20 protein-coding genes are annotated in these 19,757 nt (G+C 53.1%); 12 read left to right on the forward strand and 8 right to left on the reverse strand.

Annotated elements, in window-relative coordinates; all coding sequences use genetic code 11:
- Positions 1 to 43: 43 nt before the first annotated feature.
- The 5 genes from ACO064_RS00405 (at position 44) to ACO064_RS00425 (ending at position 4,759) form a co-directional block, all read left to right on the forward strand.
- Positions 44 to 2,161: a S9 family peptidase gene (locus tag ACO064_RS00405; protein ID WP_421825452.1), complete on the forward strand. Its 2,118-nt coding sequence runs from the start codon at positions 44 to 46 to the stop codon at positions 2,159 to 2,161.
- Between the two features lie 82 nt (positions 2,162 to 2,243).
- Positions 2,244 to 2,564, forward strand: coding sequence for a DUF4377 domain-containing protein (locus tag ACO064_RS00410; protein WP_421825453.1), 321 nt, complete (start codon positions 2,244 to 2,246; stop codon positions 2,562 to 2,564).
- Positions 2,565 to 2,585: 21 nt separating this feature from the next.
- Positions 2,586 to 3,239, forward strand: a complete 654-nt coding sequence (locus ACO064_RS00415) for a hypothetical protein (RefSeq protein ID WP_421825455.1) — start codon at positions 2,586 to 2,588, stop codon at positions 3,237 to 3,239.
- A 117-nt stretch (positions 3,240 to 3,356) separates the two neighbouring features.
- Complete coding sequence (locus ACO064_RS00420; protein WP_421825456.1) at positions 3,357 to 3,611, forward strand: DUF2442 domain-containing protein; 255 nt, start codon at positions 3,357 to 3,359, stop codon at positions 3,609 to 3,611.
- Between the two features lie 65 nt (positions 3,612 to 3,676).
- Complete coding sequence (locus tag ACO064_RS00425; RefSeq protein WP_421825457.1) at positions 3,677 to 4,759, forward strand: Gfo/Idh/MocA family protein; 1,083 nt, start codon at positions 3,677 to 3,679, stop codon at positions 4,757 to 4,759.
- Positions 4,760 to 4,766: 7 nt separating this feature from the next.
- Here ACO064_RS00425 and ACO064_RS00430 read toward each other — a convergent pair whose 3' ends face one another.
- Positions 4,767 to 5,711 carry a YihY/virulence factor BrkB family protein gene (locus ACO064_RS00430; RefSeq protein ID WP_421825458.1) on the reverse strand — a complete coding sequence of 315 codons (945 nt, stop codon included), beginning with the start codon at positions 5,709 to 5,711 and terminating at the stop codon, positions 4,767 to 4,769.
- A gap of 329 nt (positions 5,712 to 6,040) precedes the next feature.
- Here ACO064_RS00430 and ACO064_RS00435 point away from each other — a divergent pair, with 329 nt between their 5' ends.
- Positions 6,041 to 6,559, forward strand: a complete 519-nt coding sequence (locus ACO064_RS00435) for a thioredoxin family protein (protein WP_421825459.1) — start codon at positions 6,041 to 6,043, stop codon at positions 6,557 to 6,559.
- Positions 6,560 to 6,624: 65 nt separating this feature from the next.
- Complete coding sequence (locus ACO064_RS00440; protein WP_421825460.1) at positions 6,625 to 7,413, forward strand: hypothetical protein; 789 nt, start codon at positions 6,625 to 6,627, stop codon at positions 7,411 to 7,413.
- Positions 7,414 to 7,592: 179 nt separating this feature from the next.
- Here ACO064_RS00440 and ACO064_RS00445 read toward each other — a convergent pair whose 3' ends face one another.
- Positions 7,593 to 8,822, reverse strand: coding sequence for a DUF4374 domain-containing protein (locus ACO064_RS00445; protein WP_421825461.1), 1,230 nt, complete (start codon positions 8,820 to 8,822; stop codon positions 7,593 to 7,595).
- A gap of 239 nt (positions 8,823 to 9,061) precedes the next feature.
- On the opposite strand from ACO064_RS00445, the gene ACO064_RS00450 reads away from it, so the two are divergent.
- Positions 9,062 to 9,862 (forward strand): carboxypeptidase-like regulatory domain-containing protein, encoded by an 801-nt coding sequence (locus tag ACO064_RS00450; protein WP_421825462.1) that lies wholly within the window; start codon positions 9,062 to 9,064, stop codon positions 9,860 to 9,862.
- Positions 9,863 to 9,936: 74 nt separating this feature from the next.
- Here the strand turns inward: ACO064_RS00450 and ACO064_RS00455 are convergent, their stop codons facing one another.
- The 4 genes from ACO064_RS00455 to ACO064_RS00470 all read right to left on the reverse strand — a co-directional run bounded on the left by ACO064_RS00455 (position 9,937) and on the right by ACO064_RS00470 (position 13,427).
- Positions 9,937 to 10,314, reverse strand: coding sequence for a hypothetical protein (locus ACO064_RS00455; RefSeq protein WP_421825463.1), 378 nt, complete (start codon positions 10,312 to 10,314; stop codon positions 9,937 to 9,939).
- Positions 10,315 to 10,461: 147 nt separating this feature from the next.
- Positions 10,462 to 11,229 (reverse strand): LytR/AlgR family response regulator transcription factor, encoded by a 768-nt coding sequence (locus ACO064_RS00460; protein ID WP_421825464.1) that lies wholly within the window; start codon positions 11,227 to 11,229, stop codon positions 10,462 to 10,464.
- Positions 11,229 to 12,257, reverse strand: a complete 1,029-nt coding sequence (locus ACO064_RS00465) for a sensor histidine kinase (protein WP_421825465.1) — start codon at positions 12,255 to 12,257, stop codon at positions 11,229 to 11,231. The genes ACO064_RS00460 and ACO064_RS00465 overlap by 1 nt, the downstream gene beginning before the upstream one ends.
- A gap of 96 nt (positions 12,258 to 12,353) precedes the next feature.
- Complete coding sequence (locus ACO064_RS00470; protein ID WP_421825466.1) at positions 12,354 to 13,427, reverse strand: endonuclease/exonuclease/phosphatase family protein; 1,074 nt, start codon at positions 13,425 to 13,427, stop codon at positions 12,354 to 12,356.
- A gap of 231 nt (positions 13,428 to 13,658) precedes the next feature.
- Here ACO064_RS00470 and ACO064_RS00475 point away from each other — a divergent pair, with 231 nt between their 5' ends.
- Positions 13,659 to 13,898: a hypothetical protein gene (locus tag ACO064_RS00475; protein ID WP_421825467.1), complete on the forward strand. Its 240-nt coding sequence runs from the start codon at positions 13,659 to 13,661 to the stop codon at positions 13,896 to 13,898.
- Between the two features lie 74 nt (positions 13,899 to 13,972).
- Here the strand turns inward: ACO064_RS00475 and ACO064_RS00480 are convergent, their stop codons facing one another.
- Positions 13,973 to 14,671, reverse strand: a complete 699-nt coding sequence (locus ACO064_RS00480; protein WP_421825468.1) for an endonuclease III domain-containing protein — start codon at positions 14,669 to 14,671, stop codon at positions 13,973 to 13,975.
- A 97-nt stretch (positions 14,672 to 14,768) separates the two neighbouring features.
- Here ACO064_RS00480 and ACO064_RS00485 point away from each other — a divergent pair, with 97 nt between their 5' ends.
- Both ACO064_RS00485 and ACO064_RS00490 read left to right on the forward strand, forming a co-directional pair.
- Positions 14,769 to 17,135 carry a TonB-dependent receptor gene (locus ACO064_RS00485; RefSeq protein ID WP_421825469.1) on the forward strand — a complete coding sequence of 789 codons (2,367 nt, stop codon included), beginning with the start codon at positions 14,769 to 14,771 and terminating at the stop codon, positions 17,133 to 17,135.
- A gap of 335 nt (positions 17,136 to 17,470) precedes the next feature.
- Positions 17,471 to 17,695 carry a hypothetical protein gene (locus tag ACO064_RS00490; RefSeq protein ID WP_421825470.1) on the forward strand — a complete coding sequence of 75 codons (225 nt, stop codon included), beginning with the start codon at positions 17,471 to 17,473 and terminating at the stop codon, positions 17,693 to 17,695.
- 107 nt (positions 17,696 to 17,802) lie between these two features.
- Here ACO064_RS00490 and ACO064_RS00495 read toward each other — a convergent pair whose 3' ends face one another.
- The gene (locus ACO064_RS00495) at positions 17,803 to 18,198 is read right to left on the reverse strand and encodes a DUF983 domain-containing protein (RefSeq protein ID WP_421825471.1); all 396 of its coding nucleotides are present in this window, start codon (positions 18,196 to 18,198) and stop codon (positions 17,803 to 17,805) included.
- Between the two features lie 220 nt (positions 18,199 to 18,418).
- On the opposite strand from ACO064_RS00495, the gene ACO064_RS00500 reads away from it, so the two are divergent.
- On the forward strand, positions 18,419 to 19,711 hold the full coding sequence (locus ACO064_RS00500) for an acetyl-CoA hydrolase/transferase family protein (protein ID WP_421825472.1): 1,293 nt from the start codon (positions 18,419 to 18,421) through the stop codon (positions 19,709 to 19,711).
- The last annotated feature ends 46 nt before the right edge of the window (positions 19,712 to 19,757 follow it).

Here is a 19,757-nt window from a genome sequence, read left to right on the forward strand (position 1 = left end):
CTTAACTCTGCGAAATAACGCTTTTCATTGTATTTTCGAGCATATGAAAACAGCCTTCATTCGCTTTGTAGCCAGCTTTCTTCTCTTCCTTCCCATCGTCGCACAGGCGCAATCGTTCCCTTTGGAAACCGTCAGGAGCTACCCTTTCCCCTCCGACCTCACCAGTTCGGCCCAGGGGTCGCGGCTGGCCTGGGTGTTCAATGAACAGGGCCGCCGGAATGTCTACGTCGCCGAAGGCCCGGATTTTGTACCCCGAAAACTGACCAACTACACTGAAGACGACGGGCAGGAAATCACCAGTCTGTCCATCTCGACCGATGGAAAATGGGTCATTTACGTACGCGGTGGCGACCACGGTTCCAACTGGGACGACGCCTTGCCGGTCAACACATCGTCCTCGCCTAACCCCATCAAGGTTCAGATCTGGAGCCTTCCTTTCGCGGGTGGCGAACCGAAGTCGTTGTCGGAAGGGGACGAACCCCTGATTTCGCCCAAAAATGACCAAATCGCTTTTATCAAAGGCCATCAGGTCTGGACGGCCCCCATCGACGGGTCCTCACCCGCCAGGAACCTCTTCACGGCCCGGGGCGAAAATGGGTCAATCCAATGGTCGCCCGATGGGTCGCGGCTGGCCTTCGTCTGCAACCGGGGTGATCATGCTTTCGTCGGCGTTTTCACCAACCCGGAAACGCCCATCCACTGGCTGGCTCCCTCCTTTTCGCGCGACCGCTCCCCCCGCTGGTCGCCCGACGGCACCCGAATTGCCTTCGTCCGAACACCTGGTCTAGGTGGCCCCCCGGATTCCCTGCTGGCCCGGAAACACCAGCCCTGGGGAATCTGGACGGCGGAGGTTGCCACCGGGAAAGCCCAACCGCTCTGGCAGGCTCCTAAAACACTGGCGGGGTCGTTGCCACCAACGCACGGCGGAACCAACCTGCACTGGGCCGCCAACGACCGAATCGTGTTTCTTTCGTACCAGGACGGTTGGCCCCACCTCTATTCGATGCCCTCCACGGGTGGCTCTCCCCTGCTGCTGACACCGGGCGGTTTTATGGCCGAACACATTCAGCTAAGCCCCGACCGCAAGTGGCTGGTTTTTAGCGGCAACACCGGCCCCGACAAACTGGACATCGACCGGCGGCACGTGGTTCGGGTGCCGGTCGACAAAGCTGCTGTGGAAGTGCTGACCCCCGGAGCTGGACTGGAATGGACGCCGGTCGTAACGGGCGACGGTTCAACGATTGCGTTGATTAGCGCGACGGCCCAGCGTCCTCCGCTGCCCGCCGTGATGCCCTTTACGAAAGGAACGCCACGGCTACTCGCCCAAAATCTGATTCCTGCCAATTTCCCAACCAGCCAGTTGGTGACGCCTAAACAGGTCATTTTCAAAGCCGCCGACGGTGTAACGGTTCACGCCCAGCTTTTTGAACCGGCGAGTGGCCCTTCCAAAAAACCGGCGATTATCTATGTACACGGCGGCCCCATGCGCCAGATGCAACTGGGCTGGAATTATTCCGATTATTATTCCAATGCCTATGCCTGGAACCAGTATCTGACGAGCCTCGGCTTTGCGGTTCTGTCGGTCAATTACCGGCTCGGCATTGGCTACGGTTACGCGTTTCACCAGCCTGCCAGGGGCGGCCGAAACGGCGCATCCGAATACCAGGACATCCGGGCGGCTGGCGAATGGCTGGCGAAGCAGCCCCAGATCGACGCCAGCCGGATTGGGGTGTATGGCGGTTCCTACGGCGGTTATTTGACGGCCCTGGCGCTGGGTCACGACTCCAAACTTTTTGCCGCGGGCGTTGATATTCACGGCGTACACGACATGACCAACGAGCGAACCGGGTCGGTTTCCCACCAGATCGAACAGATTCCGGATGCCCAACTGGCCGCAAAAGTAGCGTTTGAGTCGTCGCCGATTTCGGTAGTGAACACCTGGACTTCGCCCGTGCTGATCATCCACGGCGACGACGACCGCAACGTGCGATTCAGCCAGAGTACCGATCTGGTCCGGCGGCTGGAAGCGAAGGGCGTCCCGATGGAGACGATGGTCATTGTGGACGATACGCACCACTGGATGCGGCACGACAATGCGCTGAAAGTGGGCAACGCCACGGCGGATTTTTTCAAGCGAAAACTGCTTAAAACCGGCCGGTAAATTCTTTCCGGATGGCTTCCAACGCATTGCGGTTCAAACTGGTCATTACAGCATCTCCTTATCAACCAAATGCCTGTTTCCCATGAATCGCTTCTTTGTATTGTTTCTGATTGTTCTGTTTTCCAGTTGTGACCAAAGTGACCTCAAACCCGATCTGATTACGATGCAGGTGGCCGACCATTACCAGAATTGCACGGGCGTTGGCCCTATGAAATGTCTGCTGGTCAAAATAAACGATGCGCCGAACTGGACGTATCATTACACTGGTATTGAAGGCTTTACCTATGAAGAAGGGTTCGAATATAAACTGAGCGTGAAGCGGGAGAACATCAAAAATCCACCAGCCGACGGCTCCAGTATCCGGTACACCTTAGTCAGCGTGATTGAAAAAATCAAACCTTAATCAAGCCCAACCGCTCCGCCCATGAGAACCTTTACCCTTATCGGTCTGTTGTTTTTTTCCTTTTTTACCGCTCAGGCGCAACGCTGGCAGGGTCAGATAGGCACTAATTTCGCCACGTTGCCGGGTCGTTCACTGGAACTTACGTCGGCCTGGAGTCCGAATCTGAACCAGTGGGCGCTGACGTTCCATGCCGGATACACCTACCACAATCCGTTCGGCGGTTTTCGTTCCGGGTACGCCTGTGATTGCGGGGTCGATAACCTGAAAACATCGGGAGCGTTTTTCAAAGTGGGTTCCCGTTTTGATGTGGTTCGCCGAACCGGTCGTTCGACCAAAGTGGGATTACCGATTGGGGTTCAACTGATTGGCTCGCAATACCGGCAGGAAGGTACGATTTCGTCCTTTCCCGACGGACAACCGCGAACGCGTCTCCAAACCGCCAGCGGTTTTGTGCTGGGCCTGGGCCTGACTGCCGCCCTCAACATCCGGTTTTCGTCCCGCTGGAATCTGGATCTGGGCGTTCAGAAGTTCATCGCTTTGCAAAAGCGAACAGACTATTTTCTGTTCGACAACTTCATGTCACACCAGCCGGGAATCGGCCTTACCGACTGGAAAAACTCCTTTCCCGGTTTGCAGGGGATTGTCGGCCTGAATTATCGGCTGGGGCGGTTGTAGAGCATTTGACCTGGTCATTATTTCAAGGATAGAAGTATTAGTGGCTGAAGGATTAATCGAAGAAAATGAAGATATCATAGAATTCCGCTGGAATGAGTTTTTTAAATAGCCAACGAAATGAACAACGACGATTTACTAGTCAAACGAGTTTGGTTTGATAAGGAACGGATTTTCGTAGAATTAAGTGATGGCCGAATTGTTGGAAGTCCTCTGGAATGGTTTCCACGCCTGCAACGAGCCACTATTGAGCAGCGCAATCAGTATGAACTAGTCAGTGGCGGATACGGTATTCATTGGGAGCAACTCGACGAGGATCTGCTGGCGACCGGTTTTCTACTGTATTCGAAGAAACTAGCTAAGGTAAACGGCTAAATACGGCAACTGCTTTTTTTATTCCCAAACCTGTCCCAACTTGCTGCCCTTAATTTAATCACTCCATGTCAACTCAAAATTCTCCCGTGCGGGTGCTCGTTGTCGGCTGCGGCAACATGGGCTCTTCGCACGCCATAGCGTATTCCACGAACGACGGTTTTGAAATCTGCGGCATCGTTTCCACCGGCAAAAGCAAGGAAGTTCTAAACGAGCGTCTGGGCGGTGGCTACGCCCTGTTCACCGATCTGGCCACGGCCCTGGCCGAAACCAAACCCGATGCCGTTTGTATTTCGACCTATCCCGACACCCACGAAGCGTTCGCCATAATGGCACTTGAAAACGGCTGTCATGTGTTTATCGAAAAGCCCCTCGCCGACACCGTCGAAGGATCCGAACGCGTGGTGGCAGCCGCCGAAAAAGCCGACAAGAAAGTCGTCGTCGGCTACATCCTGCGCCAGCACCCTTCCTGGGAGAAGTTCATCGAAATTGCGCACGAAATGGGCAAACCGCTCGTGATGCGCATGAACCTGAACCAGCAAAGCCACGGCGGCATGTGGACCGTTCACCGGAATCTGATGAAAAGCCTCAGCCCGATTGTTGATTGTGGCGTCCATTACATCGACGTCATGTGCCAGATGACGCGCTCGAAACCGACGCAGGTGAACGCCATCGGCGCCCGGCTGACGGAAGAAATCCCGGCGGGTAACTACAACTACGGCCAGTTGCAGATCCGGTTCGAAGATGGGTCGGTGGGCTGGTATGAAGCCGGTTGGGGACCGATGATGAGCGAAACCGCCTTTTTTGTGAAAGATGTGATCGGGCCGAAAGGCTGCGTTTCCATTGTGGCGAAAAACGCCGGAGCGGCCGGCAAATCGGACAATGTGGATTCGCACACCAAAACCGAATCACTCCGGGTTCACCACGCGCCCCTCGACCAAAACGACCAGTTTGTGCAGGAAGATACCTGGATCGACATGCAGGATGAGCCGGATCACCAGGAACTTTGCAACCGCGAGCAACGGTATTTTCTAAAAGCCATTCGGGAAAACATCGACCTGACGGATCACTTGCAGGACGCCGTCAACAGCCTCCGCATCGCCTTTGCCTGCGATGAATCGGTGCGGACCGGTCAGCCGGTGATGTTGTAAAGGCTGGTCAAGCGGGGTCGCCCGGCGATTGCAAATCTTGACCAGCATCATTCGGACTTTCCACTTCCGTAATTTGATACGCGACGGCATGGGTGCCGGGTTCGGCTTCCAGATGAATCCATTGGGCAAAGTGGCGGGTGAAACTCGCACCATAATAAAAAATCAGCGAGGAGTAAAAAACGAACAGGAGAATCAGCATGATCGACCCTGAAGCACCAAACAGGGACCGAACCGAACTGGTTATTAAAAACCGGTCCAGCACCTGCTCTCCGGCTTCAACCAGAATGCCGGTCACCAAAGCACCCACCCAAACCGCCGGCCAGCGGATTCGGATGTCGGGCAAATACTTGAAAATAACGGCAAACCAGACGGTCAGCATCAGAATCGACAGAAGATGCTGACCGACATCTGTCGACCACTCATAGATCGTGTTCAGTTCCAGCCTATCCCGCAACGGCAGGAACGTCCGGCGGATGGCCAGCGAAACCATGAATAAAAAGCCCGACAACAGGATGATCCCCAACGCCAGGACCCGATCAACCAACAGATACCAGACCTGTCTTTTGGCGACGGGTTTCACCCGCCAAAGCTGATTCAATGAATTTTTGATAATGGCAAACAGGGTGGTGGAAGCTCCCAGCAAAAGCACGACGCTTAGGCCCGTTAAGAACGGGTTGGCCCGCTCCTGCTGCAAATGCCGGGAAATATCCTGCAATTGGCGGGCACTTTGATAACCAACCCACTCAGCCAGTTTACGAATCAGCAGCACGTTTATGCGTTGGCCGTGTTCATTGAACAACCCATCATACAACTGACTCAAAATGATGACGATGGGCGGTAACGCAAACAGACTGAAAAAAGCCGTTGCTGCGGCCATGCGAATGGGGTCATTCGCTTTCAGATCCGAAAAAGCCCGAAGTGCTAATTGAAAAACAGGAATGGCTTTTTTCACAGTCGATCAGGTGACAATACCTCTCGCTAACGCTTCGTTCAGTCACATAGTTTAACAAGCTGTTTGAGTTAACTGGGAGAGCCCTGGAAGGGCGGTCTGTCAATAGTCTATGGCCGATATCAACCAGTGGTAGCTCCGGAGGAGCGGTCTGAAGATATTTTTAGACCGCTCCTCCGGAGCTACCACTGGTTGATATCGGCTATAGACTATTGACAGGACAGGCCTCCGGCCTTAATTCAAACAACTTCTAGGGATTTCACGGCTCTTTTGATGCGGTATGCTATCTGATTAGCGTCTATCTTTGCTTTTCGATCATCAGCCTGATTTCCATGAAGACCATTCTGCTTGCCTTTGCTCTTTTTTTCGGAGTATTCACTGCTGTTTATTCGCAGTCGACCGCCAAAGCCGACGCGCCCAAAATTTACGACCCGTCGGCCAATGCGAAGCAGGACATCCAAAATGCGGTGGTCAAAGCGCAAAAAGAAGGCAAACATGTTCTGCTGCAACTCGGTGGCAATTGGTGTGTGTGGTGTATCCGGTTTCATACCCTAACCACGACCGACACGACCCTCAACCGATTGCTGACCGAAAATTATGTTGTTCTGCGCGTGAACTACAGCCCGGAGAACAAGAACGAGGAAACACTTGCCCAATTGGGCTACCCGCAACGATTCGGCTTTCCGGTTTTTGTGGTGCTGGATGAAAAAGGCAACCGGCTGCACACGCAGAACTCAGCCTATCTGGAAGAGGGAAAAGGCCACAGTCCGAAGCTGGTAGCGGAATTTTTACAGAGCTGGTCACCGAAAGCGCTGGATCCGAAATCGTATGTCCCGAAAAAAACGAAGTAGCGAAGCGTACCGGTTTCCCAATGGTGTCACTCTTCCACGTAACTACATTTTGCCCATTTTGCCCCATGCGGTCTTTCGTCCTCTTACTCTCCTGTTTTTTCACCACCAACCCGGTTTTTGCCCAAAAAGCCCACGAAATCCGACGATTTCAGTTGAAGGAAGTAAAGCAGGGCGTTGCCGTCGATGCCGCTCACTTTTACGTCATCAACAATACATCCCTGTCCAAGCACACCAAGACCGACGGCAAACCGGTGGCCGCCTGGCGGGACACGACGGGTTTGTTGAAACACCTGAACAGCGGTGTGGTCCTCAACGGGAAACTCTACTGCGTTCATTCCAATTACCCGGAGGTGCCAATGGTGAGTTCCATCGAAATTTTCGATACCGAAACGCTCCGGCACATCGGTAGCCATAGCTTCGGAATGCTCCCCGGCTCGGCCACCTGGGCCGACTTTTACCAGGGCTACTGGTGGGTTGCCTTTGCCAATTATTCCGACAAAGCCTCGGCCGAAGGGCGCGACAACCGCTGGACGATGCTGGTAAAATTCAACACCAACTGGGAGCGGCTGGAATCCTGGCAGTTTCCGGCAACGGTTTTGCAGGCTTTCGCTCCCAAAAGTACGTCGGGCGGAACCTGGGGAAAAGACGGTTTGATTTACTGCACCGGTCATGACAAACCGGAACTGTATGTCCTAAAACTCCCCGACCGTGGCTCCACATTGCAACACCTAAAAACCATTCCGACCGTCAGTGAAGGGCAGGCCTTCGCCATCGACCGCAGCGTAAAATCCAAACTGATCCTGTATGGAATTACCCGAAATGATAATTTTGTGGTGGTTTCGGAGGTAAAATAATAAGCTAAATGAGGTGCAATAATGATCTAAATATGGAATACTGAATGTTGAATAACGAATATCGAATATCGAAGGCCATCCGGATTCGTTATTCATTATTCGTTATTCGTTATTCGTTATTCATTATTCATTATTCGTTATTCATTATTCAGCATTCGTTATTCGATATTAAAAACCACTTACAGCTTAAAAATCCCCGTCACATATTTGGCGTTTACCCGGGCGCCGGGTTTGGCGGTGGCGGTGGCAATGTCGATTTCCCAGATGTACGTCCCCTCGGTGTAGCTCGTCACAGGCAGGTAAGCTTTTCCGTTTTCAACGGGCACCGACAACGTAATGCCCCCTTGCCCGGCATGGGCCGGGATACCGCCTGAGACTTCTTTCACGGTTTTGGCATTCAGGTCGATGATGACCACGCTCAGGTTGACATCTTCGTAGGCCCATTGCCCGTTGATGGTCGGAAAACGGCCCATTTCAGCCAGCACCAGTCCATTGCCCAGATACTGGCAGTAGTAGATTTTCCGGTTGTTCGAAATCTCATCCAGGTTGAAAAAATACGTGGGGTCAAAAACCGTCTCACCATTTTTAATCCGCAGAAAACCAGCCGGTTTGGTTCGCTGGGAGAACGTGTACGCCGACGAAGCCACGGTGTAGAGATCGCCGTTTTCGGTTTTGATCAAGCCGTTGCTGCTGTTAGCCGAACCCGCCGGACCCGTGCGCACATCCTTGATGACTTTCTCCAGCGTGAAAGCCGGATAGCTGTAGATGGCGACATACGCCGTGTCGGTAAAGGCCGTCTGCAAAGTAGTCCGATTCTGGAGGTAATACGAAACGTAGGCTTTTCCGTCGCGCACCCGCATACCCGATGGCCACACCAGGTCGTCCCTGAACAGGGGGGCCAGCGAGTTTTTCACCTGACCCGTGAGCGTTGGCGTGGCGACGGTCGCCGTGTAAAACGTGGCACTGCGGTTATCGGCTGCCGTCCGGGGAATCTGAATACCGCCGAGCGTATTCTCGTCGATCACCGTCGGCACGTCGAAATATTTTTCAAAGGTAAAACTTCCCTTCTGAACCAGTTTGTTCGCGGCATCCAGCACAAAGCCAACCGCCGAAGGTGTTCCCTGGTTGGCCCCGCTCCCACCGATGCTGAAGATCGTTTTGCCCGCCTGCACGTACGTCCGGTTTCCCGTTTGCGCAATTCCCTGTCCGGCCACCGATAGCGTACCGCTCGTAATCGAAGTAGTTTGCAGCAGATAATCCGTTGATTGGCTGGCCCCTACATCGCGGATGGCGACGACATACCCGCCCGTAACCGCCGGTGGGTCAACCGGGTCCGGATCTTTGCTACACGAATTCAGCGACAGCCAGCAGCCTACAGCCACCAGCATCAGAATGGTTTTGTTGTACATAACGATGCATGATAATGGCTCCAATTTACTGATAATTATGGGCAAAATCCAGGATTTCACTCCTGCGATAGCGCCTATATTCTGTCTCCTCTCCGGGTTCAATCGGTTTCCGGTTTTACAAATCAGGTGTTCGATTGTACAATTCAATCGGGGGTTGTTGCCATCCATACCGGAAGGGTTTGAAGCGGGCGGGCGGGATCCGTTAGTTTTGTGTATCGAAACCAAACAACAACACGACTATGAACGCACCACAAATCCTGCGCGGATGGACCCGCGCAGCCCTTCTTCTGGCCGGAAGCCTCACGTTGCTGACGGCCTGCAAAACTGATTCGACCGAACCGGAGCCCGACTCACCCGGCAAAACAGGTGGAAAAGTGGGTTATGTTATCGGGAATGTGACCGATCCGCAGGGAAAACCGTTGCCCCGTGCCACGGTTTACATCGACAATACGGTTATCAAAGGGCGCGGGGTTGAAGTGGCCAGCAGCCAGGATGGGTCCTACCAAATTCAACTGGTGAAGGACCTGGGCCAGTGGGTAGCCAAAGGGTATATTCTGAAACAATACAATAACCGGGTCTACAAAATTCTGCTCGATCCCGAAAACCCGGACAGCTTTTCGGAAAACGAAAAACCGGTTCGTAATTTTCAATGGAAACTGACCGGTCACGTTTCCGACCTGAGTCTGGATCTGTATTATGGCGGTACGGCAGAGTTGTTTCGCGATCCCAATGTCACCGACCTGCCGGATACCGAAAACATTGAGTTTACCTTCAAACCAGTCGGCACACTCATCGACGGATCGACCGGTAAAACGCTCAAGCTCCGGGTCGCCAAACGCAGCAACGACTTTTTGAAGGACATTCCAATGGGCCGTTATGAGGTCTCGGCGGTGTATAAAACCACGGGTGAAACCTTGCTGGTGACCGATGCCTGGGGCGATGATCTGGTCTATAAACCGTCGGTTACGCTCGATTTTTTAGGCACCGATTCGGCCACCCGCTCCAACACGCTGGGAATTGGCTATACCAATCGACGGTAATGGATCGCTTTTGAGACGTGTTGCAGTTTGACTAATCGATTCGGCGACACGTCTCAAAAGCAATGTGGACGTTCTTACTTCTGCTTCCGGCGTTCCTTGAGTTCGGCTTTCATTTCTTCTTTAATGGCCTGATATTGTTGGTATTGATCAACATTCAGGACTTTTTTCAGCTCCTCATCCTTCTTTTTCATCACGGCCTGAGCCTGCCGCGCCGTGCGGAGGTTTCGACCGCCGGTTTCCATCAACGCCTGGTTTTGCTTGGCATATTTCAGGTTAATAGCCGCCACCGGGGCTTCCTGCTCAGCCGACAGATTCAGCTTCTCTTTCATCCGCGCCGTCATTCGGGCAGCGCGTTCTTCGGGCGTTCCCAACTCGCCCCGCTGGGCAAACGCCGAAGCCGAAAGCAAAAGGAGAGCGATGAAGCAGACGGTTTTTGACAGGTTGGTTCTCATGGTTTTCATGCTACTTGGCTTTTGGTTAAATCGTCTCCGCAACCGCGAAGACGCTGCAAACGTAGCCTGCGGATAGAGCAAATTCCTGAAAACCGCCGTGAAGCCGACCAATTCGACCGTCAAAGCGCCGAGGCTGCGGGTGAAAGTTCAGAACTCCTCCATCCATTTTTTGAACTGGGGCGCGCGGTCTTTGCTGATCACCACCGACCCGCCCGGCAGGGGCTGAAGCTGCAATTGCAACCGGCCGTTGAAATACAGCTCCGCTTCCTGAATGCTTTTCCGGGAAACGATGAACTGGCGATTGGCACGAAAAAACTGCTGCGGGTCCAACTGGATTTCCAGATCGTCCAGCTTCTGATCGATGGGATAACGGATTCGGGTAAACAGCGTCGCGGAAACCACGCCCCCTTCAATGTCAAAATAGGCGATGTCGCTCACTTTGACCGGCAGCAGTTTATCCCGAAACTGGATCAGAAAGCTGTTTCGGTAGGTTTTGGGCAAAAATACCCGGCCACTAAGCATTTCCTGCATCTGGCGCACCAGATCGTCGGTGGCCGGTCGGTTCAGCGAGCGGTATTTCAGCAGGCTGGCTTCCAGTGCTTCCCGTTCAATGGGTTTGAGCAGGTAATCGATGCTGTTGAGCTTGAAAGCCCGGATGGCATATTCGTCGAAAGCCGTCGTAAAAATGATCGGACATGGCACCCGAACCTGCTCCAGCAGCGAAAACGACAGCCCATCGGCCAGTTGAATATCCGAGAAAATAAGGTCGGGAGCTGGCAGACTCTCCCACCGCTCCCGGCCCTCGGCCACGCTGTCGATAACCGCCAGAACCGTGAGGGAAGGTTCGATCTCCCGCAGCAAGGCGGCCAGGTGCGTTGCCGCCAGCACTTCATCTTCGATCAGTATAACGCGCATCAGACAGCCGGAATTAAAGGTAAATGAACACTGAACTCACGCTCGGTTCGAACAATCTGAATGGTCTTCCCGGTCAGCAGCCGGTAGCGGTTTTCCAGATTGGGCAGGCCTGTTCCGGTTCCATCGGCGGGTTCGGGTTTGGGCTGGTAGCCGTTGCTGACCCGGATGAATGCGCCCGACGGATCGATGGCGAGCCGAATTGTCAACGGTTTGACGTTAGAAATAACGTTGTGTTTAACGCTATTTTCGATCAGAAGCTGCAACGACATGGGCGGAATCAACCAGGGCGCTTCGGTCGGCAACGTGTTGTTTATTTGCAAGTTAGCACCAAACCGCATCGTCAGCAGGAACGAATACGCCATCGTAAACTGCATCTCTTCGGCAAACGGCACCAGTTCCCGGTTTTGAACCTGGAGCGAATACCGCAACACCTGCGAGAGTTTGGACAGATACGGCTGCGTGTTGGCACTTCCTTCCCGAATCAGCGAACTGAGGGCATTCAGGGAATTGAACAGAAAATGAGGATTGAGCTGGGCGCGCAAGCCGTCGAGCTGGGCTTGCAGACTCTCCCGTTTCAGCCGCTCGTTTTCGGTTTGCATACGGCGGTTTTGTTGCAGAACCGTCAGAAAATTCGCCACCAGCAGGGCTGTTCCCCACACGAAAAAACCGCGAAAATAAGTGGTGACCAACACGAGGAGCGGTCGCTCGGGGTACCACGGCAAAACCAGTGCGACGAAGAGCGCACTGATGGCCAGAAACAGCAGAAAGTTGATACCGTACCAGCCGACGAGGTTGAGCCGGGGCTCGTAGCGTTTCCGAATCAGCACATACCGGTTTAGTTCAATGAAGAAGAAGGTGAACGCAATGTGAAACAGCACCCGGACAACCAGAAAAACCGTGTCCGGCAAACCGGGAATGACCGCCAGTTGGGTTTGGTTCGCCAGCCGGATCAACGGCAGATTTACCAGAACCGCCACGATCACCGATGCGATCCCGGAAATTTGCCGAAAAGAAAAGCGCGCATTCATGCTGCAAAGATGACGCCTTCGGGGCTGAATCGGGTACATATTGAACCGAAGCCGGAAAATTCGACGGTCAATCCTCCAAAAACCGCCCTGAGTTTCTTATTCCGTGGCCTTGTCAATAATTTCAGCCGCTTCTTTCATGTCATCTTTCTCGGGCGTCGGCACATCCTTCGGCACCGCGTCGGGGACGTAGGTCAGCGAAATCAGGATCGGGAAATGGTCGGACCCACAGTTCGGCAGTCGGCGGATCAACCGCAGTTTGAAATGGTGAGACACGAAAATATGATCGAGCGGCCACCGCAAAAAGAAATACTTGGCGTGAAAGGTGTTGAAAAGGCCCCGGCCAATGCGCGGATCGAGCAGGCCACTGACGCGCTGAAACAGCCGCGTGGAGTGTGACCAGGCCACGTCGTTCAGATCCCCGGCAACGATGATGGGTTCTTCCCGCCCCCGCACTTCCTTGCCCACCACCAGCAACTCGGCATCCCGCTCCGTCGAGCGGTAGTGTTCCGTGGGGCTGGGGGGCATCGGGTGAATCCCATAAAAATGAATCAGTTGTCCCGAATCCAGTTCCAACTGGGCGTAAATCGACGGAATATCGTCCTGAATCAGAAACCGTACTTCGTGGTGCTGAATGGCAAACCGGGAATAAAACAGCAGGCCGTAGGTGTTTTCGAGTGGGTGCAGAATCCGGTGTGGAAATTTTGCTTCCAGCGGCTCCAGTTCCGTTTTCCACCGCTCGTTGGCTTCCAGAATCATGACCACATCCGGCTTGTGTTTTTCCACCAGTTTCAGCACGTCGGGGCATTGGGTGTTGTCCATGAACACGTTGGCGTTCAGAATCCGGATGGTGTTGCGGTCTTCGGAACGGTCTTGGGTCGGTTTTCCGAAATATTTCACCTGCTTCCGGTGCAATTGCGTAAAGGGATAAATTAGCCAGCCTTCGTAGACCAAAGCCGCCAACAGTCCCGTCACGCCCAGCAACATCGGCCATTCCGTATTCCGGCTCAGGGCTATCCACCCCAGCAGTCCGATGGCCGCCAGCACCGTGAGTTGGAGGTGCGGAAAATCCCAGATCCGAATCCACCAGGCGTCGACCCGGATCAGGTGTATGAATGAAATGGTGGTTATGACAAATGCGTATCCAATTAGAAAAGTGTCTATCGTGCTCATTTCAGGTTCAGTGGGCCATTCGTATCATAAAACCGGAAAGCAAGTTAGAGGTTTAATCCTGAAATTAATTTTTAAGAACAGGCAAGATCGGCTGTAAGCTATTTTCTGGCTCTCAGGCTTGTAAAAAAAACGCTTTTGCGATAGTTTTGCAGCATGAGAATGGCACTAACGCTTTAATCTTCCCTCCTGCGGTCGCTCCGACCATTGGCCCTTTTTAGGCCTGTTTTCCTATTGTCTTCACAAAAAACCTGGCTGGCTCCGGCACAGCTTTCTACCTATGTCTGTTCTTTTCAATCAACGGTGTATCTCTGCCATCCTTTTCTGGCCCATGCCGCCCAGCCCCACCACGGCCGGGAACCCCGTTTTTTAGCCCAACCTCCACTTCTGCTCCGGCAAGAACTGCAGATTGAAGGATCGAAGGGGGGGTATTTTCCGGTGGAAGAAGCCATTCGGCTGGGTTTGAATTTTTAATGTTAAATAAAAAATGATGAATGTTAAATGTAAAAGTGCATGGAGTGCCCAGCTACTTTTACATTCAATATTCATCATTTTTTATTTAACATTCCTTTGTTATTCCCTTGAAAATAATCACAGTGCGTTTTCAGCACACACTGCGGGCATTTAGGGTAACTCCAGGTGCAAACCCGCTGGCCATGCCAATAAAAATGCTTATGAAAATTGAATAAAACCGTCGCATCCTGCGGCAGATAGGCCAGCAAAATGGCGTGGGCTTTCTCGGCGCTGACTTTCGGCCCCAGAATGCCCAGTCGTTGCGTTACCCGGTGAACATGCGTATCGACGGGCAAAACCGGCTTCTGAAAATTGAAAAGCAACAGCAGGGTCGAGGTTTTCGGTCCGACTCCGGGTAAAGCGTTCAACCAGCTCATGGCTTCTTCGGTGGTCATGTCCCGCAAAAAGTCGATGTTGGCTTCCCCGCGTTCGCCAATGATCCGGCTCAGAATCTGTTTAATGTACGGTGCTTTGACCTCCGGATAATTAGCGGTTTGGATTGCCGCCGTCAGCTCTTCCACCGGCGCATCCCGAATGGCCTCCCACGAACCAAACCACTCCATCATTGTGCGAAATGCCGTGACCTCATTGGCGTGGGTGGTTCGGTGTGATAAAACCGTTGCGATCAACTCGTGCAGGGGTTCAAGCCGCCCATAAATGGCCTGAATACCGTACTGTTGATTGAGGAGTTCGTGTACCAGCCGCGTTTTCTCGCTTTGATCCAAAACTGTCATCGAAAAAAATGATTTTTGTCAGAACAACCGAATGTTCATCGACTTGGTTAATTGTCGTTGTACTTTTGTGGTTGCATACTGCCATTCTGAAACCCCTATGACGACAACTTTCCTTCATAAGTCCCTTTTTCTGTGTCTGCTGACACTGATCACTCTGCCCGGTTTTTCACAAACACCCACCCAAACCATTCGCGGAACCGTCTACGACGCTATTCAGAATCGCCCGCTGGTCGGGGCTTCCGTGGTGGTTGAGAATTCAGAATCGGGTGCGATCACGGACGAACAGGGCCATTTCCGGCTGACCAACCTTCCCATCGGCCGGCATCAGCTCAGTGTTTCGTTTGTGGGCTATGAACCGTCGGTGATCAATGAAGTGCTGGTGGAATCCGGCAAGGAACAGGTGCTGGAAATTTACCTGCAACCGGGTGTAACCCAACTGGGTGAAGCCACCGCCATCGGCACCCGCACCGACCGCACCATCAGCGCCGAACACATCACCATCGAACAGGTGCTGCGGTTTCCGGCCAGCTACCTCGACCCGGCCCGGCTGGCGACGGCCTACGCGGGCGTGGTGACAACCAACGACGGCACCAACAACATTTCCGTGCGTGGCAACTCGCCCAACAGCCTGATCTGGCGGCTCGAAGGCGTCGAAATCGTGAACCCCAACCACCAGAGCAACGCCGGGACCATTGGCGACCGGCCCACGGCAAACGGTGGTGGGGTCAATATGCTGAGTGCCCAGTTGCTCGGCACAACCCGCTTTCTGACGGGGGCTTTCTCGCCCGAATACGGCAATTCGGTCGGTGGCGTCATGGACATGAGTCTGCGTCCGGGCAACAACGAACGCCATGAATTCATCGCCCAGGCGGGGTTGATCGGCCTCGATCTGGCGGCAGAAGGACCGATTTCGAAGCAGAAAGGGTCGTCCTATCTGGTCAATTACCGGTATTCGTTTACGGGGCTGCTCGGCGCAATGGGCGTCACGTTCGGGGGTGAAGACATCCGGTTTCAGGACCTGTCGTTCAACCTGACCTTCCCGACCCGCAAAGGCGGACGGTTTACGGCGTTTGGCGTTTTGGGCAACAGCAGCAACGATTTTACGGCCCTGGCCACTGAGGAACAGACGCAGGACAAAGACCGCAACACCATCTCGTTCACGACGAAAATGGCCGCCGGGGGCCTGACCCTCTCCCAGCCCATCGGAAGTCGCCTGTTGTGGAAAACCGCCCTCGTGTTGTCGGCCAACAACAGCGCCCGAAATCTGGAATCGCCGGGCGACGCACGCTTCCGGTCGAATTACGAAATGGACGATCAATCCGGCTCGCGGTATTCTTTGACCAGTTCGCTGAATTACCGGATCAATGCCCGGAACAGTTTCAAAGCCGGTTTGTATCTGACCCGTGCCTATAATTCGGTGGGTGCCTGGAAAGATGTGAACCCTTTTTTCATTGGCAGTTCGGCGAACAACTCCCTGTTCGCGGGGTCACTGGAGGGCTGGATGATTCAGCCGTATGTGAATTATCAGTGGTTGCCAGCGGCTAATGTGACGGTGAATGCCGGTTTGTTTTACAACACGTTTACCTTCAACCAGAGCCGGTCGCTCGAACCCCGGGCGTCGGTTCGCTGGGAAGTGCGGCCGGGAAAAGCCCTGACCGTGGCCTACGGTTTACACAGCCAGCCACAACTGCCGCAGGTGTATCTGGTGAAACGGAATCCGGATAACAAAATGCTGTTTAACAACGAAGACCTGGGCTTTACCAGAGCGCACCACATCGTCGCGGGGTATACGCACCAGCTCAGTCCGGATAGTTACTGGAAAATCGAAGGGTATTCCCAGATGCTGTTCGACGTACCGATCAGCACTGTTTCGGGCAGCAAGTTTTCGGCGGTGAACCTCATCGAAGCCTACGTCAGTGAGCCGCTGGTTAACGCTGGGAAAGCCCAAAACCGGGGCGTTGAGGTCACCTACCAGAAGTATTTATCGAAAAACTATTACGTGCTGGCGTCCGGTTCGGTCTACGATTCGCGGTATCAGGCCGCCGATGGCGTCTGGCGCAGCACCCGGTTCGACGGCGGTTTTACGTCGGGCCTGACTGCCGGGAAAGAGTGGACGAAAAGCCGTGAAACCCGAAGCCGGATCTGGGGCGTCAACGGCCGGATTTCGTATCTGGGCGGCTTGCGCGACCGACCCATCGATGTGGCTTTGTCGCAGCAAGCCGGCACGACGGTCTACAGCAGCGAGGAATTTAGCGTGCATTTCCCGGCGTATTTTCGCACCGATCTGCGGATTTACTGGAAGAAAAGCAAAGCCCGCTACAGCCGCACCCTCTCCCTCGATTTGCAGAACCTGACCAACGCACAAAATGCTTTTTACAGCTACTTCGATGCTTTTCAGGGAAAAGTCGTCCAGAAATACCAGTTGGGTTTGATTCCGATTCTGAATTACCGCTGGGAATTTTAATAAAGAAAACCGTGTACTCTTTATAAAACCCTATTCCGCACCGGATCAATTTGTAAATTAACGCAAACTGTGAGATTATTGACCCCGGAGGGGTCCGATGTTAATAGCAAATGAGTATGCTGAGCACTCCCGGCGTGCCGGAGGTACGCACCTAAGCCTGTATCGCGTACCTCCGGCACGCCGGGAGTGCTCAGCATATTCATTTGCTATTAACATTACGTGCCGCTGGCACTCAAACAACTGTTAGGCAAAGCCATCATCTCATAGCTGGCGTTAAATTAAAAAGCTTGATAAGAGTATGGCAGGAGAACGAATTACTTTGAAAGGGAAACAGAATGGAAACTAAAAAGCAGTTAGAGACGATTCCCCCTCTTAAACGGGGGCAATTGAATAGCTACTCACCGGCTGATATCAAGCGCTGGGGTGTTCAACGCTTCCTGGATGAAGTTTGCGAAAAAGAACCCATACAAATCCCGGATTTGGGCTTTACTAAAGAAGAAAATCAGCGAATGGATCAAATCCTACAACATGAACGAGAAGCGTCGGCCAATGGTCTTTGATACAAACTTGCTGATTGAGCACAAATGATTTTAACCATTTGCCGCCATTGGGTTTACGTCTGGTTAAATCTTAATTTGATTCCGATTCTGAATTACCGCTGGGAATTTTAACGGATTCCGTCGTTCTGGTTTTCCGAATTCGGGCGGTATTTCACGAAGATATTAATCCAGACGCGACGCGCCAACCGGAAGAAAAACGGCGTCAGGATAATCAGCGAGGGTATAAGTCCCCACAGATAAGCGATTACATCGACTTCTAACAAAACACCAACCAACACGAAGGTGGTGATGATCCAGGCCACGTAAAACGAATAACTAACGTAGAGCGAGCCGGTATAAAAACCGGGTTCCGGCTCGAAACTCCGGCCGCAGACAGCGCAGTTTTTGTGCATCTGATCGAATTTCTTCAGATTAAACGCACTTTTGGTTACAAAAAAGTCGCCCTCATGACAATACGGACACTTGTTGAACAGAATGCTGTAGAGTTTATTTCCTTTTCTCATAGTCATCAATGGTCGGGCGACGCTTCTACCTGGAAAGTCTAAAAGTAGTCGGATTTGCTGGTAATTTCATAAACCGTAGCTTTTCATCGCATTCAAATCCCAAAAGATAATACGAGCATGATTTGAAAAAAAGATGATTTTACTCACAAAATCCAACCCAATCAGGCAGTAGGTTTGTCAAAAATTCAAATCAGATCATTCGTCATTTCGTTTCCATACCATGCACAATCTGGTTCCTATCGTTAGCCCCGAGCAGGCCGTCGAAGTTATTCAATCCGGCAATCGGGTGTTTGTTCACAGCGTGGCCCAAACGCCCCACCGGCTGATTGCAGCTATGGTCGGGCGGGCTTCAGCCGCCGGGCTGCGTGACATTGAAGTGTGTCACATGCACACGGAAGGCCATCTGCCGTATTGCGAAGAGCAGTACGCCGGGATTTTTAAGCCGAACTCGTTTTTCATCGGGGCCAACATGCGCAAGCAGGTCAATGCCGGTATCGCCGATTACGTTCCGATTTTTCTGAGTGAAATTCCGTTGTTGTTCCAACGCCATATTCTGCCCCTCGATGTCGCCCTGATCCAGGTTTCGCCCCCCGATCAACACGGTTTCTGTTCGCTCGGGCCGTCGGTAGACATTTCATTAAGCGCCGTTAAATCAGCCAAATACGTAATTGCCCAGATCAATCCGAACGTTCCCCGGACCCACGGCGACGGCATTATCCACGTCAAAACAATCCACGCGGCTGTGGAATGCGACGATCCGTTGTACGAAATGCCGCTAAAACCGGCGACGGTGACCGAACAGAAAATTGGCCGCTTCGTGGCTGAACTGGTGGAAGATGGTGCCACGCTGCAAATGGGCATCGGCGGGATTCCAAACGCGGTGCTGGCCGAATTGATTTACCACCAGAAACTGGGAATTCATACCGAAATGTTCTCCGACGGCGTCATCGATCTGGTCGAGCGGGGCGTCATTACCAACGAACTCAAGAAAGCGATTCCGTATAAACTGGTTTCGTGTTTTGCGATGGGAACGCGCCGGTTGTACAATTTCATCGACGATAATCCCGCCGTGGTGATGAAGGAAGTGACTTACACCAATGACACGGCCATCATCCGTCGGAATCCGAAGGTGACGGCCATCAACAGCGCCATCGAAGTGGATCTGACGGGTCAGGTGTGTGCCGATACGATTGGAACCTATCAATATTCCGGGGTGGGTGGGCAAATGGATTTTGTGCGCGGAGCTTCGCTCTCGGAAGGTGGCAAACCGATCATCGCCCTGCCCTCGGTGACGAAATACGGCGAAAGCAAGATTGTGCCGTTCCTGAAAGAAGGCGCTGGCGTGACGACCACCCGCGCCCACGTTCACTACATCGTGACCGAGTACGGGGTGGCGTATCTGTACGGAAAAAACCTCCGCCAACGCGCCCGCGCACTCATCAACATCGCCCACCCCGACCACCGCGAATCGCTGGAACGGCAGGCGCACGAGCGGTTTAAAGTGTTTGAATAAGCGGTTTTTTTGGCGGAGAGACGAAGGCCCGTTCGGAAAAAGATTT

Source organism: Larkinella sp. (assembly GCF_965227735.1).
Classification (GTDB): Bacteria; Bacteroidota; Bacteroidia; order Cytophagales; family Spirosomataceae; genus Larkinella.